Source organism: Streptomyces sp. NPDC048172 (assembly GCF_043202595.1).
Classification (GTDB): Bacteria; Actinomycetota; Actinomycetes; order Streptomycetales; family Streptomycetaceae; genus Streptomyces.
Genome location: NZ_JBIDAT010000001.1, coordinates 798254 through 814768, shown reverse-complemented (window position 1 = coordinate 814768; position 16515 = coordinate 798254). Strand labels below are relative to the sequence as shown.

The following is a 16515-nucleotide window of genomic DNA, read 5'->3' as shown; positions in this document are numbered from 1 at the left end:
AGTAGGCCGACTGTGATCGACGCATCACTGGTACCGAGATTCACAGGAAATCTCTCACAGCTCGAGTCCGACGTGATGGACCTGCGTCTGAGCGCCAATGCCTTCCGGACGACCGGCCTGGCCGTGCACAGCCGCTTCCAGAGACTGGCGGGGTCCTACGAGGCGCCGGAGGCGGAGAAGCTGTTCCGCTCGACGAAGCCCGTCGCCGACAACGCGGACGACTTCGCGGCGGAAGTCGAGACAGTCGCGGACGCGCTCGACGAGTACGCCTCGGAGGTACGTCCGCTCGTCGCCAAGTTGAACCGGCTGCGCGGAAAGGCCGCCGCCTTCGAGAAATCGGTCGAGGACGACGAGAAGTGGACCGAGGACGACGACAAGGTCGATGAGCACGAGGCGCTCCGCGGCGAGATCAACGCGACGGTCGCCGCCTTCCAGGCAGCCGAAGTCGCCTGCTACAACACCATCATCGCGCTCGCCGGAGGCCATGATCTGAAGCTCGGCAACGGCAGCGGCGGCGGCTCGTGGACGTACGGGAACACCGCAGGCCAGCTCGACGAGCACGGGGCACCCTGGGGCACTCCGGAGACCGAAACGGCCGGTGGCTGGACCGACCCGCTGTTCTGGAAGGAGGCGGGCGCCGGGGCCAAGCAGTTCCTCTGGGACGGTGTGATCGTCGGCGGGGCCGGAGGCGCCATCCACGGCACCTGGAAACTGCTGACCGACCACAAGACACAGGCCCAGGCCTTCAACGTGCTGAAGGGCGCCGCCTCGTACGGCCTCTACCGGTGGGACGGCAAATACGCGCCGGGCTGGGTGAAGGAGGGGCGTGCCGGGCTCAAGGACTTCGGCAAGGCCATGGTCGCCTGGGACGACTGGAAGAAGAACCCGGCCAAGGCCTCGGGGATCACCTTCTTCAATGTCGCCACGCTCGGCAGCGGCGCCCTGCTGAAGACGGGCAAGGCCGCCCAGGCAGGCAAGCTCGCCACCGTCCCCGGCATGGCGAGGGCTGGACGAGTCACCGAAGCCGCAGGCAAGACAGGCTTGTACATGGACCCCATGACGCACGCCGTCAAGGGCCTCAGCCAGCTCCCCAAGGCGTCGTCCCTGCTCGATGGCCTACGCCGTTCCGACACGGTCCGCGCGGCCGACGGCGCACCGCACATCCCCGACGACGTGGTCGCCGTCGACCCCCATGGCAATTACGGCCTGCGCGCGGACGGCTCGATGGTCGAACTCACCGGAGCCAAAAGGACTTCGCCCCTGCATGAGGCCGCCCCTGAACTGACGGCCACGGAGCGCGCGGCACGCAGCACCGCAGACGAGCCCGCGGTCCCGTCCCCCGTACGCGAGGGCCAGGAACCGGCACTGGTCGGCGCCGACCACGCCCCACCGAACGCGGTCGCCCACGCGGGCGACTCGGGCCCGCCCGAGGGATCCCGAGGTGCCGGGGAAGCTTCCGCCAGTGGCAGCCAGCACGTGCCGGGCCAGGGAGGCGATGCCCCCGCCGGAGGCGGGCGGCAGGGAAGCGGAGCCAGCGGTGGCACTCCCCACCAGCCGGCATCCGGTGGTTCAGCGGATGCCGCGAGGGCGGCGGACGTCGAAATTCCCGGCCAGCGCCCGCCCGCCGAGCAGCCTTCCTTCATGCGCGAGGGGGACAATCCCTACGGCCCACGGGGTTCACTGACCCGGGAGCAGATCGAAGAGATCCAGGTTTATCGGGCTAACCATGAGCCCGGATATCGCGAGCACTACTACCGTATTGATGGCACTCGACGCCTCGTCGAGCGGGTCGATGAGAGTTGGTACGCCCCGCCGCAGCTCACTCGGTTCTCCGAAGATGGGCCATGGGTACGCGCCAAGGACGTGCCCGCGCCTCCGGCGCCGCATTTCCTGGACGCCGAGGAAGTCTCCGTGACCGCCGACAATCTGAAGCACAGGGCGCGGCGCGAGATTCTAGAAGAGGCCGCTTGGGCCCGTCACTCCGCCATCAAATGGGACAACTTCGCCTCAGAATGGAAGACCAACGCCGCCAAATCCCATGAACTTCATGGCACTCTCGAAACGGCCGGGGAATGGAGTGAAGCCAAAGGTACGTACAGGGAAGCCCACGTACACATGCGCGACAGTGCCGAGGATTTCGGTGAGGCAGTCGCCAGGAACCATTATATTGCGGAAAAACACTCGGGCCTCAAGGACGAGACTCTTCTCGGTCCGGCAAACGGAAACGACCGGTTCGACCAAGTATGGACGCATGAGGATGGACGCGTTGTCGTCGTCGAGGCCAAGAGTAGCCCCACCACCGAGCTGGGCAGGCGCACCATCTCAAAGGGTCGCCAAGTCTCCCAAGGCAGCAGGGAGTACTTCCTTGACATCGTGAATGCCATGAAGAAGCGCGGCGAGACGGATTTGGCGCGAACCCTGGAAAAGGCGCTCAAGCGGGGGAAGCTAGAATATGTGCTCGTCAAGGGCGGGAAGAACGCGCACACGTACACCGGATATACCTACCGCCGGTTCGACATCAGCAAGGGGACTCTCTCGTGACCGTACGGATCGATCGACATGGGCCGCCATCTGGGCCTGAGGCCGAACAGTACGCGGAGAAGATCGGTCGCTACGTCAGCGAGGACATTGACGAGCTTGAGGAGTCGACTGCCGCCATCGACGGGAATTTCAACACCTCGATCCTGAACCTGCAGGCCCGTTGTGTCATCGACCCCCGCTCTGCGACGGTCGAGACATGGGAGGCCGCGGTGGCGGCCATGCAATTGGGTTCCGCCCTGTTCGCCGTGACCGGTGTCAGCGAGGGTGTCATCGAGTGCAGGATCAGCCGCGAGACGCGCAGTCTTCCAGCTGCGGGCCCTCTCTCCACAGCGGACGCGGGCACATGGCTGCAGGCCTTCTGGCTGGCCGTTGTCTGCCGCGAGCGCGATCGGATGACGCAACTGTGCGAGGTCCCGCTGGACCGGTTGCGGGCGCCGGAGGGGCAGTACGACGAGTACATCTACCACTGGGTGGACACGCTGCAGACCTACTGGCTGCGCCGCCCGGGCCTGGTGGAGAAGCTGACGGCCACCTTCGAAGCGTCGCATACGTCCGTCGCCCGAGTGGCTCCGCCCGATCTGCTCGACGGTCTTCTCTATCCGCCGATCAATCTCTTCTACCACTTTGTCCGCAAGGACGAGGAAGGGTTCAGCCCTGCTCTGGCCGAGGCACTGAAGCTGCACAGGGCGTACTGGACCAGGACCGAGGAGCGGGCGGCGGACATCGAGGGAGCCGTCGCCCTCGGTCCTCTGGCAATCGCCTCCCTCGCCTACGACGGCGGCATCCCGATCGACGTCGAGTCCGACTATCTGCCCAAGCATCTGCTGGAGCACAGCTGGCTGGGCGAGTTCCCCACCTGAGCCGGGCGTCGACACGTATCGGAAGCGAGGAGAGCCTTGGCGGGGCAGGAATTCGACAGTCAGCTGCTGGAGTCCGTGGCGGTCCGGAGGCGGCGGCTGCGGGACGGCGTGATGTTCGGCGCCGAGCGGTCCCGGCGGACCGTGGATGAAGGGATCGGGAAGATCCTGGGCAGTGTCGCGCTCGCCGCCGTTCTGTGTGCGGGGTGCGTGGGGTGGTCGTTCATCTCCGAGCGCATGGCAAACGGGGGATTTTCGTCGCCCCGCACGGTGAATCCGACGAACTCGTCAACACACGGCTGAGGGAAGACAGATGGCGGGGATGGTCAACGGCGCCCCGGCGCGGGCGCGTACGGCGTTGTGCCGGGTGACTCTCGTGGGTGAGCGGCGCCGCGTCGATCTCGTCCTGCCCGCGGACGAGCCGGTGGGCCTGCTGCTCCCCGACGTGCTTCGGCTGCTGGGGGACCCGAGCAGCGAAGTCCCGCTTGTGCGGCGTCTGGTGACAGCGCAGGGCGATGTGCTCGCCCAGGACGTCACCCTGGCCTCGGCCGGAATCGCCGACGGCGCGGTCGTGCGGCTGGTGCGGGAGCAGGAGACGCCGCCCGCACCCGTGGTGCACGACGTGACGGACGAGGCGGCCGACGACGTCGACGTACGCGCGTGGCGCTGGGGTTCCGCCGCCCGGGACCGGACGGCTGGTGCCGCCTGTGTCCTGCTGGCTGTGGCCGCCGGGGTGTTCGCCCGGAGCGCGATGGGCGCGCAGGCAGCCGGTGTGGGGCTGCTGACCACGGCCGTCCTGGCCGCCATCGCCGGGTCTCTCGCGGCGCGTGCGGGGCGGGCCGGTCTGGGCGCCGCGCTGCTCGCCCTGTGCGGCGCGGTCGGCTTCAGCGGGGTGTGGGACCTGGCCGATGCCGGGCAGTGGAGCGGCATTGCGCGGTTGGCCGCTCTCGTCGGCGTCGTATCCCTCGTGCTGGCGTTGCTGGGGGCGTTCTCCGCGTTGGGACGCGGCGGGTTCGTGGGGGCCGTGACGGTAGCGGGGGTCGGCGGGGCCTGGTGGGTGTCCGCCGCGCTGGTGGACGGCTCTGCCGAACGGGCCGCCATCGCCCTGCTCGTCCTGTCGGTGGTCGCTCTTGGCGTGGTGCCGCGGCTGGCCCTGAGCGGCGCGGGCCTCACCTCGCTCGACGACCGGCGTGCGGGCGGCGCCTCGGTGAGCCGGCTCGACGTGACGACGGCGCTGTGCGCCACCCACCGAGGACTTGCTCTGGCGACGGTCGTGCTGGCCCTCTCAGCGGGAGCGGCCGGGTGGCTGGTGGCCCGCGACGCGTCGCCGTGGTCGGTGGCGCTGGCCGCTCTGCTGGTGATCGTGCTGTTCTCTCGCGCACGTGCCTACCCGCTGGTGATCGAAGTGGTGGCCCTCCAGACCGCCGGAACGGTCGTCGGACTGCGGCTGCTGTGGATGTGGATGGAGCGCGGCGAAGGGACGGAGGACACCGGCGGGGGCTCGGCGTACGGCGCCGTGGCCGCCGTGTGCGCCGCGGTCGCGCTGACGCTGGTGCTCCTCGCCGTACGTCCGCCGGAGCACGTGCGTGTACGGCTGCGGCGCGTGATGAACATGGTCGAAGCCATGGGCGTCGTCGCCCTGCTGCCCCTCGCGATCGGCGCCTTCGGCACCTACGGAAGGCTGCTGGACACCTTCTGATGACCCATGACGGCTGGCAGCGGCAGAGGCTGGCGGAACTGAGAGGTATGGCCGCTCCGGACAAGCCCGCCCCCGGCGAGGGTGAGGCGTCCGGAGCGCTGCTCCCGGCAGCGGATGAGAGAACGGTGGCCACACCTCTCGTTCCCGACACGGCCCCCGGCGCCGTCACGGACGGACGGGCACCGGCACGCCAGAAGGCCAACGGGACGGCGCCCGTCCGTACGAGGCCCGCCCCTGAGCCCGTACCCACCCTCGATCCCCGCCTCGCCTACGCCCAGGGGGCGCCGCTGCACGGCGAGCCTGTCGCGCGCCGTACCACGCGGGCCGTGTTCCGTACGGTCACCGGTTCAGCCGCTCAGGCCTCGCAGGAGTCCGAGGCCCTCGCCGCGGCGATCCAGCAGCCGGTGAACACCGGTCGGCAGATCGCGGTCTCCAGCATCAGGGGCGGCGCGGGGAAGTCGACGGTGGCGGCGCTGACCGGGCTGATCCTGGCGCACTACCGGAACGACCCGGTGGTCACGGTGGAGGCGGACCCGGCTCTGGGCACGCTGCCGATCCGGCTCGGAGCGGAATCCGTCCGCTGGACATGTGCTGACCTGGCCGAGGTCCTCGACCCGTCGATGCGGCTGACCGATGTGACCGGCTATCTCGTCCCCACCGATACCGGCGGATGGCTGCTGCCCGGCAGCCAGGGCATGGTGGGCAGCAGCCTCGATCTGGCCGCCTACCAGACGGTGATGGTCGCGCTGCGCCGCTACTTCGGGGCGACCGTCGTCGACTGCGAGACGCTGCCCGCCGAGGTGGCGCGCACCGCGCTGTCGGCCGCGCAGGCCCGGATCGTGGTGGTTCCCGCGACGGTGGAAGGCCTCGCCAGCACCCGCTCCGTTCTGGCGTGGATGGCCGCGCTGCCGCGCTCGCTGCTGCCCGGCACGGTCATCGCGCTGAATCAGACGACACCGGACGCCACGCTGGACATCGACAAGGCCAAGGACTATCTGCGTGTGGGCGGGGCCGATGTGGTGCACCTGCCGTACGACCGGCATCTGGCGGCCGGGGGTGCCATCCGGCTGCCGTTGCTCGCCGAGCACAGCAAGAACGGCGCGGCGCGGATCGCTGCGGAGGCGCTGACCAGGGCGGTGCGTTCGGGAACGTGAGCGTGCGGAGCGTCCTGGACGAAGCGACGGGGAGGAACACGAACATGGCCGGCGGGACGAGCACCAGAGTGGTCCACCGTCCTGCCAGGACCGTTCGGCCGCTGCCCGCCGCGGCCGAACGTCAGGTGGAGGCGCCCCCGAATCTCCCGGACGGCAAGGCGGGGTCCCCCATGATGGCGATGCTGCCGATGATGGGGATCATGGGCTCGGTCGTCATGATGACGATCATCCGGTCCAGCCAGTTCGCCGTGATCGGCGCGCTGGTCCTCGTGGTGGCGCTCACCGGCGGGGTCGTGCTCCTGCTGTCGCAGCGCGGCAAGGCCCAGCGCACCCGGCGTACCCAGCGCGAGCGGTACCTGGAGTATCTGGAGGAGCTGCGCGAGGAGCTGGCCCGCCAGGACCGCGAGCACCGCCGTGCCGCGCAGATCCTGCACCCGCCTCCGGAGGCGCTGCACGATCTGCTCAGCAGCCCGGCACGCCTGTGGGAACGCCGCCGCCCCGACACCGATTTCCTCCATCTCAGAGCCGGAACCGGTCTGGTGCCCGTACGGGAACTCCCCATCCGGGAGCATGGCGGCAGCACCGTACTGACACCTCCCGATCCGTTCATGCTGAACGAGGCACACGCGCTGGCGGACCGCTTCTCCACCGTCCCCGACCTGCCCCTCACCGTGCCGCTGGACCGGGCGGGCAACGTCAGTGTGGTGGGTGAGCGGGAGGACGTGCTGCGCCTCGTACGGGCGCTTCTGGCGCAGGCAGCCGTGGGGCACGCGCCGGACGACGCGGCGATCGCCGTGGCGTGCTCCGAGGAGCGCCTGGCCGACTGGGAGTGGGTCAAGTGGCTGCCGCACACTTCCATGTCCGACGTCTCCGACGGTCCGGTCGCCGCACGGCGCATCGCAACGGATCCGTCCCGGCTGGCTTCCCTGCTTTCCGGGGAGCTCCGGCAGCGTGCCTCGTACGCGGCCGAGGTGCGGCGCGGCCTGAGCGACCGGAACGCGCTGCGGCTCGTCCCTCGGCTGCTGGCGGTCAGCGACACCCACGGGGGCACGGCCTGCGAGCTGCCCCGGCCTGATGAGGCGGTGCCGTTGACGGAGATGGGCGTGACGGTCCTCCACCTGGTGGGCGAGCGTATCGACGAGCCCGGCGATGTGAGCCTGCGGCTGACCGTGAACGGCGACGCGCTGACGGTGGAGGATCTGCGCGGCGAACGCCCCCTCCTCACGTACGGCAGTGTGGATGAGATGTCCGGCGCGTGGGCTGAGGGGCTCGCGCGGCTGCTGGCACCCCTTCGGCTGTCGGCCGAGTCCGCCGCGGAGACTCCGCTGAGCGGCCCCGTCGACCACCCCGGGATGCTCGGTCTGAGTGACGCGTCGGACCTGGACCTGGAGAAGATGTGGCGCAAGCGGGACGGCCAGTCGTTCCTGCGGGTGCCCATCGGCGTCACGGACGACGGCGAACCGCTGCTGCTGGACCTGAAGGAATCGTCCGAACTCGGCATGGGACCGCACGGGCTGTGCGTGGGCGCGACGGGTTCGGGCAAGAGCGAGCTGCTGCGTACCCTCGTGCTCGCGCTGCTGGCCACGCACCCGCCCGAGGACCTGGCCATGGTGCTCGTCGACTACAAGGGCGGCGCCACGTTCGCGCCCTTCGAGGGCCTGCCGCACGTGGCGGGCATCATCACGAACCTGGAGAACGACGCCGGGCTCATCGAGCGCGTCCACACCAGCCTCGCCGGTGAGGTCAAGCGCCGCCAGCAGGTCCTCAAGGACGCGGGCAACATCGCCGACATCGGAAGCTACGCGGCTGCCCGCGCCGAGCGGCCCGAACTCGCCTCCCTACCGCACCTGTTCGTCGTGATCGATGAGTTCGGCGAGCTTCTCACCGCCAAGCCGGACTTCATCGAGCTCTTCCTCTCCATCGGCCGCATCGGCCGCAGCATCGGCGTCCACCTCCTGCTCTCCAGCCAGCGCATCGAAGGCGGCAAGCTCAAGGGCCTGGACACCTACCTCTCCTACCGGCTGGGCCTGCGCACGTTCTCGCCGGACGAGTCACGCACAGTGCTGGACACCACCGACGCCTTCCATCTGCCCCCGCTGCCGGGCTTCGGCTACCTCAAGGTGGACACATCCGTCTACGAACGGTTCAAGGCGGGGTACGTGTCGGGGCCGTACACCGGGCCGGCTGAGCGGCAGATCGACGACGGGCCCGCCGTCTGGGCGTATCCGGCCTACAACACGGGGGAAGACGACGGCCGGGACCGTACGGCGGCGACCGGTGATCAGGCACCGGCAGGCCGGCCCGTACGCGCCCAGGGGCCCACCACGCTGTCCCTGATGACGGACCGGATGCGGAACGCGGCGCCCCCGGTACCCAGCATCTGGCTCCCGCCACTCCCCCGGACGGTCACGCTCGACTCCCTCGCCGGACCGCTGGAGGTGAACAAGTCACGCGGACTGCACCTGACCGGCTGTCCCGGCGGTTCCATGAGCGCGCTCCAGGTGCCCCTCGGTCTGCTGGACGATCCGGAACGGCAGTGGCAGGGACCGTGGATGGCCGATCTGAACGTCGCCGGCGGCCACACGGCCGTCATCGGCGGCCCCCAGTCGGGCAAGACGACTCTCCTGCGCGCCCTCGCGCTCTCGCTCGCGCTCACCCATACACCGGGCGACGTCGGGATCTACGGACTCGACCTCGTCGGCGGCGGACTCCAGCCCCTCACAGGGCTGCCGCACATGGGCGGTGTCGCCGGACGCGCCGACCGGGAACGGGCCGTACGTACCGTCGAGGAGCTGCACGCCATGCTCGGCGCCCGGGAGGAGCTCTTCCGCGAACGCGGCATCGACTCCGTCGAGCAGCTGCGGCGGCTCCGGGCACAAGGAGATCTCAAGCAGCTGGCCTCCACGGACATCGTCCTGCTCATCGACGGCTTCGGCGCCCTGCGCGAGGACTTCGAAGAGCTGGAGGAGGGTGTCGCCGATCTGCTCCGGCGCGGCGGCGGGTACGGCATCCACGTGGTGGCCGGCATGCTGCGCTGGAACGACATCCGTATCGCCACTCAGTCGACGTTCGGCACCCGTATCGAGCTGCGCCTGAACGACCCGGCCGAGTCCACGGTCAAGCGCAAGCTCGCCGAAACCCTCTCCCCTGACGAGCCGGGAAGGGCGCTGACCGACTCCAAGCTGTTCGCGCACGCCGCGCTGCCCCGGATCGACGGATACGCCGATGCCGACGATGTCGGCGCGGCCCTCGAAGAAGCGGTCGCCGCCGTACGAGCCGCTTGGCACGGCCCTGTCGCCGCGCCGGTCCGCGTGCTGCCGACACGGCTGGGGGCGCATGAGCTGCCGGGACCGAGGGCCGAGCCCACCCGCCTGCCGATCGGACTGGACCAGCACAGGCTGGAGCCCACGCTCCTCGACCTGTTCAGCCACGATCAGCACCTCCTGATCCTGGGCGACGATGCCTGCGGCAAGACCAATCTGCTGCGGCTCATCTCCCATGGGCTGACCGCCCGCTACCGGGACGACGAGCTGGTCTTCGGCGTCATGGACCCGCGCCGCGGCCTGCGCGGCGCCGTCCCCGAGCCCTACCGGGGCGGCTACGCCCACAACAGCCGCGTGGCCTCCGCGCTCGCCGACGGCATCGCCAAGGAGCTCGACAAACGGCTGCCCGACGACACCCTCGACCCTGATTCGTCGGACGGCGGACCGGACTTCACCGGCCCGCGGATCGTCATCCTCGTCGACGACTACGACATCATCGCGAGCGGCGGCCAGCAGCCGCTCGCCCCGTTCCTGCCGTATCTGCCGAGCGCCGCGGACATCGGGCTGCACTTCGTGATGGCCCGCCGCGCCTCCGGGGCCTCTCGGGCGCTGTACGAACCGTTCCTCAGCACGCTCCGCGAATCCGGCACCTCGACCCTGGTGATGAACGGCGACCGCACGGAGGGCCAGCTTCTCCCCGGCCTCTCACCACGCCCCCTCCCGCCCGGGCGCGGCCTGCTCGTCCGCCGGGGAAGCTCCGGACCTCTCGTCCAGACCGCCCTGGCCCCCGACACGAGTGAGCAGCACCCATGACCCAGGATGTCATCGCCCTGACGCCGCACCGCCCGGATGTCTGGCATCTGACGGCGGGGCTGCTGGCGGCCGGTCCCGAGGCCCATATCGACGTGGTCGAGGAAGGGGCGCTGCTGCACCTGTGCGACCAGCGGGGCCACCCCCTCGCCACGGTGGAGGCTCCAGCGCTCATCCACGTACCGGGTGAGGCCGAACGCCTCCTCGGGGCATCGGCACGGGGCGTCCCGACCCCCGTGTGGTGGACGGAATCCCGGGCCAGCTCCATGAGCGCGGACGGCCCCACGGTCGCCCGCGCCATCGCCGAACGACTCGCCCTCACGCTCGACGGCACCGTCTGGCCGCCCCACGACGCCCCCTCGACCACGGCCGACGACCGCGGCGGCGTACTCGACCTCGACATGACGGCAGTGCCCGCACCAGCTGCCGCGCAGCCCGCCGTCGACGTACTGACCGACCGCGCCGCCGTGCTCCTCCAGGACCGGCATCTGGTGCCCGCCACCGCGTGGTTCACCGACGCGCTGCGCGCGGCGGTCGCCAGCGAGCGGACGCCTCAGCTCGTGACGCCCGCCACCACTCGCCTCACCCGCGCCACGCACGCCCTGCTCACCCAGACGGAAGGCCACTGGATCGTCGACGACGGTCCGGGCGACTACTACGACGGCTTCACAGGCATCCCCGCCCGATGGGAGGACGGCGCCTTCGCGCCCGTACTGCACGACGGTCAACCGTTCCCGCCTGTCGCGGCGTTCACCCAGCCGCCGGGCCTCGCCCCGTCGGACGGACACCAGCTCACCCTCACGTTCCGGCTGTGCCACCGGCCGACCGCGCGACTTCAGCTCGGAGGCGCCCTGGACGCCGCCTGGAACGTCCTCACCGGTCGCCCACCAGCGGGCTGGGGCACCGCGGAACCAGTGGCTCAGCCCTGGGACCCGGAGAAGCTCACCGCTTTCGCCCGCGAACGAGCGCCGCAACCGACCTGGTTCGTGACGGTCGGCGGACCCGACCGTCCTCTCCAGGCCACGACCCGCATCAGCCGGACCGTCAAGGGAGTCGAGGAGCAGACGACCCTGGTGCTCGGCGGCTCACCCGGCCGGGTCCCGGTCCTGGACGATCCGCGCGAACCCCTGCGCGCCCTCGCGGAACGCCTCGCCACCGAGCACGGCCTGATCACCCTGCTCGCCCAGCGGGGACCAGGCCGCGCCGACCTGACCGTGCCCCCGCACCACCAGGGCGCACCGGCCCCCGTCGCGTTCACCCTCGGCGCCCAAGAAACCGCCGAGACCGGCCTCCCCCACGCCCAGTGCCCCCCGGCCCCCCTCACAAGCCCCCACCGCCTGGGGGACGCCGCCCGTCCGGCACTCCACTACGACCTGCCGCACAACTCCCCCGCCTCGGGCTGGCAAGGGCTGGACACGCTGCTGGGGCACCTGCGAGGGGGCGCTAGCGGGACCCCGCTCACACGTTGAACCGGAACTCCACCACGTCCCCGTCCTGCATCACGTACTCCTTGCCCTCCATGCGCGCCTTCCCCTTCGCGCGGGCCTCCGCCACCGAGCCCGTGGCCATCAGGTCGTCGAAGGAGATGATCTCGGCCTTGATGAAGCCCTTCTGGAAGTCCGTGTGGATGACTCCCGCGGCTTCCGGGGCCGTGGCGCCCTTCTTGATGGTCCAGGCGCGGGCCTCCTTGGGGCCGGCCGTGAGGTAGGTCTGGAGGCCGAGGGTGTTGAAGCCGACGCGGGCGAGGGTGGCGAGGCCCGGCTCGTCCTGGCCCACCGTCTGGAGCAGTTCCAGGGCCTCCTCCTCGTCCAGCTCGGCGAGGTCGGCCTCCAGTTTGGCGTTGAGGAAGACCGCTTCGGCCGGGGCGATCAGCTCGCGCTGCTCCTGCTTGAAGGCCTCGTCCGTCAGCTCGTCCTCGTCGACGTTGAAGACGTAGATGAAGGGCTTGGTCGTGAGGAGGTGCAGGTCGTGGAGGGGGGCCGCCTGCTCCGTGCCCTGGCGGATGCCCGCCGCGAAGAGGGTGCGGCCCTCCTCCAGGATGGCCTTCGCCTCCAGGACGGCCTTGACCTCGGGCTGCTTGTCCTTCTTAACCCGGGCCTCCTTCTCCAGGCGGGGGAGGACCTTCTCGATGGTCTGGAGGTCGGCGAGGATCAGCTCGGTGTTGATCGTCTCGATGTCGTCCTTGGGCGAGATCTTCCCGTCGACGTGCACGACGTTGTCGTCCTTGAACGCGCGGATGACCTGGCAGATCGCGTCGGACTCGCGGATGTTCGCCAGGAACTTGTTGCCCAGGCCCTCGCCCTCGCTCGCGCCGCGCACGATGCCCGCGATGTCGACGAAGTCGACCGTCGCCGGGAGGACGCGCTGGGAGGCGAAGACCTCGGCGAGCTTGCCGAGGCGGGGGTCCGGGACGCCGACCACGCCGACGTTCGGCTCGATGGTGGCGAACGGATAGTTGGCCGCGAGCACGTCGTTCTTGGTCAGGGCGTTGAACATGGTCGACTTGCCGACATTCGGCAGGCCGACGATTCCGATCGTGAGCGACACGTGGCGACTACTTCCCGTTTTCCATGGCGAGGGGTGCTGAGTGGACGGCCACCCAGTCTACGGCCGGGCCGGCGGTGGCCACGGTCGTGGGCATGGAGTGATCGGTCCGGGGGCGCGCGGTGAAGAGCGGGGGCCTGACGGTGGCACGATCGGGGACATCGCGTGTCCATGACGGCCGTACACCGTACGTACGGCCTACCGTGGCTTGGTGGAGCAACGGAGCGCGCGCACGACCCAGCACGATCCGCGAGAGCGGCGGCCCGCGGCCGAGCCCGGAGAGGGGCGCGAGGAGGGACGGGCGGCCCCGCGCAGGCCGTACCGGAAGCCCCGGCTGCCCCGCCCCACCGACTCCGAGCGCGCACGCGGGGCGGACGGGGGCGCGTCCAGGCCCCCGGCCCGTTCCGGCCCGCCCGCGGCGGGCGGCCGTCGCGCCTCGGACGAGTCCGTCTCCGTGCACCGCGCGCGTGCCGCCTCGCCCGGCTCGCCCACCTCACCCGGCTCGCCGCTGGCCGCAAAGGCCGCCGCCGCGCTCGCCAAGCTGCCCGCGCCGCGGCTGACGGGGCTCGGCGCCGGGGTGTTCGCGGGGGTGCTGATGGCGCTGTGGGGGTGGCTGGACAGCCTGCTGTTCGACGCCTCGGCCGACGTCTACGGCGTCTTCTTCGTGCTGGTCTGCGTCGCCTCCGCGCTGTGGGTGCGGCCCGCCGAGCTCTACGCGGCGCCCGTCGCGGCGCCGCTCGCGTTCACGCTCGGCCTCTTCTGCGTGGGCGGGCCCGGCGACGGGATCGCCGGGCAGCTCCAGAACGTCTTCACCAACCTCGCGCTACACGCGGGCTGGCTGTACGGCGGCACGATCACCGCGGCCGTACTGGTGCTGGCGCGGCGGGTGGCGCTGAACGCCATCCGCCGCAACCGGGCGGCCGCCCGCCGCAGAGGCTGACCGCAGGGGCTGACCGCAGGAGACGGCGAGGGCCTACGACAGCAGCGGCTGCGCCGTCGTCCGCGGCGGCGCCTCGCCCTCCGGGGCCTCCGGGGCCAGGGCGTGGGCCGCGACGAGGCGGCGGGCCTGGTCCCCGTTCCAGTTCAGCGCGGCGAGCTGCATCGCCTCGACGTGCGGCGGCAGGCCGAGGCCCAGGTCGTCCGCGAAGAGCCGCTGGCAGCGCTTGATCACGCTGAGCGCGCTCGCCGCGTCGCCGTGGATGCAGTGGACGGCGGCGAGCAGCTCCCACAGCCGCTGCCGGTACGGCGCCTCGGCGATGGCGCTCTCGATGCGCAGGGACAGCAGCTCGGTCCGGTCGGCGAGGATGCAGGCCGCGAAGAGGTCCTGGCAGGCGTCGAAACGGGCGTTGTTCAGCCCTGCCACATGGGCGTTGAACCAGCGGGTGGGCGGCAGTTCCTGGCCGAACGGGCCGCGCCACAGGGCCAGGGACTCCTCCAGCGTGGTGACGGCCCGGGCGGCGTCGCCCCGCAGCAGCATGTTCCGGCCGTGGCGCGCGGCCAGGGTGAAGCGGGGCAGGTCGAACTCGTCGGGGTCGACCTGGAGCCCGTAACCGCTCTGGCCCCCTCGGTAGGTCTTGAGACGGTGACTGAGGCCCGGTCCCGCCTCGTCGAGACTGCGGCGCAGGCCGGTGAGGTGGCTGCGGATGTTGGCCGTGGCGGAGGCAGGCGGGTCGTCCCACAGCAGCTCGGAGAGCTCGGCGACGCCGATGGTCTGGCGGGGCCGCAGGAGGAAGGCGGTGAGGATCGCGCGCCTGACGGACGAACCCATCTCGTCGATTCCCCGGACTTGGAGCGGACCAAGAATCTTGAAGAGCATGTACCCGTCTCTTTCAGATCTGTCTCATCAGATCGTGGGGCGATGGCACCCCCTCCGCGCGGGGCGGTGTGGGGGCGGGGGAAGGCGACGTTCCTTGCGTCGCCGGGCCGGGAACGTCGGCCCGGTGGAACGTCGGACATCGCGCCGGGGGACGGAGAACCAGGGAAATGAGAGTGCCTGGCCTGCACGCGCGGTCCTGTGTGACGGTGTGACGACGGTGCGGTGTGGCGGTGGGCCTTCAGGCCGTTAAGAGGGTGACGCCTTACCTCGGCTGCCGCGACTGTTGCTGCGGCTCTCCGCGAGGGCGAACGGGCACTTCCGCACGGGGCCTTCGAGGCGCTCCCGGTACGGCGGACAATGAGGCTTCCGCACGGCTGTCTCCTGCTTGGTCAGGGCGTGGAGGGGCCGGCAGTTCCGTTCTTTGCACTGTCCCCCCGTAGACAATGTTAAAGGTTTCACGGAACACACATGTTGTCAACGGATACCTGTGGTGAATGCGTGAAGCATGCGCCGGAATTTTCGGTTCCGATTGCGAAAGCCATCCCAGGGGCGCACTACTTGCGAGTCAGGAATAACGAATCCCAGGAATAGAAGCCGCTATTCCGTAACGGTGTCGTCACGAACATCGCCCCCGGTCGTCGGGCCGGTCCGGGGCTGGCAGATGCGCGTCAGAGGGGTCGGCGCCGGAAGGCCACACCGTCGGAGCACGCCACCGATAATGGTCCAGGCCACTGGCGTCCGTACGCGCGGAGTTCAAGGAGTTCAATACGACGGGACGCGGGGTAATTGCGCGCTTCACCAGGAGTGTGAGCGCATTCACAGCGACCGGCCGGTAATTGAAAGGGGAACAGGGATTTCCCCGTACCGCCCCGGGGTAATTCCTCCCGTCAGGAAAGGCACAGCGCGTGCGCGGCGACCAGGCGCCGGGCCTCGTCGCCGTCCCAGTCCAGCGCGGCGCGCTGCATCGCCTCGACGCGGGGCGGCAGGCCGAGGCCGAGGTCCTCGGCGAAGAGCCGCTGGCAGCGCCTGATCGCGCTGAGCGCGCCCGGGGCGTCGCCGTGGACGCAGTGGACGGCGGCGAGCAGCTCCCACAGCCGCTGCCGGTACGGCGCCTCGGCGACGGCTCTCTCGATGCGGTACGCCAGCAGCTCCGTACGGTCGGCGAGGACGCGGGCGGCGAAGAGGTTCTGATACGCGTCGTAGCGCGCGTTGTTCAGCCCCGCCGCGTGGGCGTTGAACCAGCGCGTACGGGGCAGGTCGCGGCCGAAGGGGGCGCGCCACAGGGCCAGGGCCTCCTCCAGCACCGTGACGGCCTCGCCGGCCTGACCGGCGAGCAGCTGCGCGCGGCCGTGGCGGGCGGCACGCGCGAAGACGTGCAGGTCCAGCTCTCCGGAGTCGACGCACAGGCTGTATCCGCCGCGGTTGCCGCGTGAGGTCCTGAGGCGGCGGCTCAGGCCGGGGACCGCCGCGTCCATGCTGCGGCGCACACCGGTCAGATGGCTGCGGATGTTCGCCGTGGCGGAGGCGGGGGGCTCGTCCCACAGCAGCTGGGCCAGCTCCGCCGTGCCGACGGTCTCCTGGGCCCGGAGGAGCAGCGCGGTGAGCAGGGCCCGTCGCGTCGGCGAGCCGATCTCGTCCGTTCCCCCGATTCCGAGCGGACCAAGAATGGTGAACAGCATGCTCCCGTCCCTCTCGTCGATCCGGCTCATCGGTCCGGAAAAGCGCCTTCCGCACTCCGAACCCGGGCGCCGGTCGGCGCGGGGGTCGGAGTGCGGAGGAAAGAGCGCTCACGCCGCGGACGGGACGAGGAACGCGGCAGCCCTCTTGACTA

The 16515-nt window shown here is 70.6% G+C and carries 11 protein-coding genes; 8 read left to right on the top strand and 3 right to left on the bottom strand.

Features of this window, described 5'->3' with window-relative positions:
- Positions 1–12: 12 nt before the first annotated feature.
- The 7 genes from ACGF3A_RS03695 (at position 13) to ACGF3A_RS03665 (ending at position 11793) form a co-directional block, all read left to right on the top strand.
- The gene (locus ACGF3A_RS03695) at positions 13–2541 is read left to right on the top strand and encodes a hypothetical protein (protein WP_393725387.1); all 2529 of its coding nucleotides are present in this window, start codon (positions 13–15) and stop codon (positions 2539–2541) included.
- Entirely contained in the window at positions 2538–3401 is an 864-nt protein-coding gene (locus ACGF3A_RS03690; RefSeq protein ID WP_393725385.1) for an immunity 49 family protein, read from the top strand. Before ACGF3A_RS03695 ends, ACGF3A_RS03690 begins: the two co-directional genes overlap by 4 nt.
- Before the next feature lie 36 nt (positions 3402–3437).
- Positions 3438–3701 carry a hypothetical protein gene (locus tag ACGF3A_RS03685; RefSeq protein WP_393725383.1) on the top strand — a complete coding sequence of 88 codons (264 nt, stop codon included), beginning with the start codon at positions 3438–3440 and terminating at the stop codon, positions 3699–3701.
- A gap of 19 nt (positions 3702–3720) precedes the next feature.
- Positions 3721–5097, top strand: a complete 1377-nt coding sequence (locus tag ACGF3A_RS03680; protein ID WP_393727123.1) for an EsaB/YukD family protein — start codon at positions 3721–3723, stop codon at positions 5095–5097.
- 125 nt (positions 5098–5222) lie between these two features.
- Positions 5223–6251 (top strand): MinD/ParA family protein, encoded by a 1029-nt coding sequence (locus ACGF3A_RS03675; protein ID WP_393725381.1) that lies wholly within the window; start codon positions 5223–5225, stop codon positions 6249–6251.
- 44 nt (positions 6252–6295) lie between these two features.
- Positions 6296–10327: a type VII secretion protein EccCa gene (gene eccCa, locus ACGF3A_RS03670; RefSeq protein WP_393725379.1), complete on the top strand. Its 4032-nt coding sequence runs from the start codon at positions 6296–6298 to the stop codon at positions 10325–10327.
- The gene (locus ACGF3A_RS03665; RefSeq protein WP_393725377.1) at positions 10324–11793 is read left to right on the top strand and encodes a DUF6177 family protein; all 1470 of its coding nucleotides are present in this window, start codon (positions 10324–10326) and stop codon (positions 11791–11793) included. The genes eccCa and ACGF3A_RS03665 overlap by 4 nt, the downstream gene beginning before the upstream one ends.
- Here the strand turns inward: ACGF3A_RS03665 and ychF are convergent.
- On the bottom strand, positions 11783–12871 hold the full coding sequence (gene ychF, locus ACGF3A_RS03660; protein WP_393725375.1) for a redox-regulated ATPase YchF: 1089 nt from the start codon (positions 12869–12871) through the stop codon (positions 11783–11785). The genes ACGF3A_RS03665 and ychF overlap by 11 nt on opposite strands.
- A gap of 208 nt (positions 12872–13079) precedes the next feature.
- On the opposite strand from ychF, the gene ACGF3A_RS03655 reads away from it, so the two are divergent.
- A complete protein-coding gene (locus ACGF3A_RS03655) occupies positions 13080–13808 on the top strand; it encodes a DUF6542 domain-containing protein (protein ID WP_393725374.1) in 729 nt (242 codons plus the stop codon).
- Positions 13809–13841: 33 nt separating this feature from the next.
- Here the strand turns inward: ACGF3A_RS03655 and ACGF3A_RS03650 are convergent, their stop codons facing one another.
- Positions 13842–14636: a BTAD domain-containing putative transcriptional regulator gene (locus ACGF3A_RS03650; protein ID WP_393725372.1), complete on the bottom strand. Its 795-nt coding sequence runs from the start codon at positions 14634–14636 to the stop codon at positions 13842–13844.
- Positions 14637–15571: 935 nt separating this feature from the next.
- Positions 15572–16393, bottom strand: a complete 822-nt coding sequence (locus tag ACGF3A_RS03645) for a BTAD domain-containing putative transcriptional regulator (RefSeq protein ID WP_393725370.1) — start codon at positions 16391–16393, stop codon at positions 15572–15574.
- Positions 16394–16515: the final 122 nt, after the last annotated feature.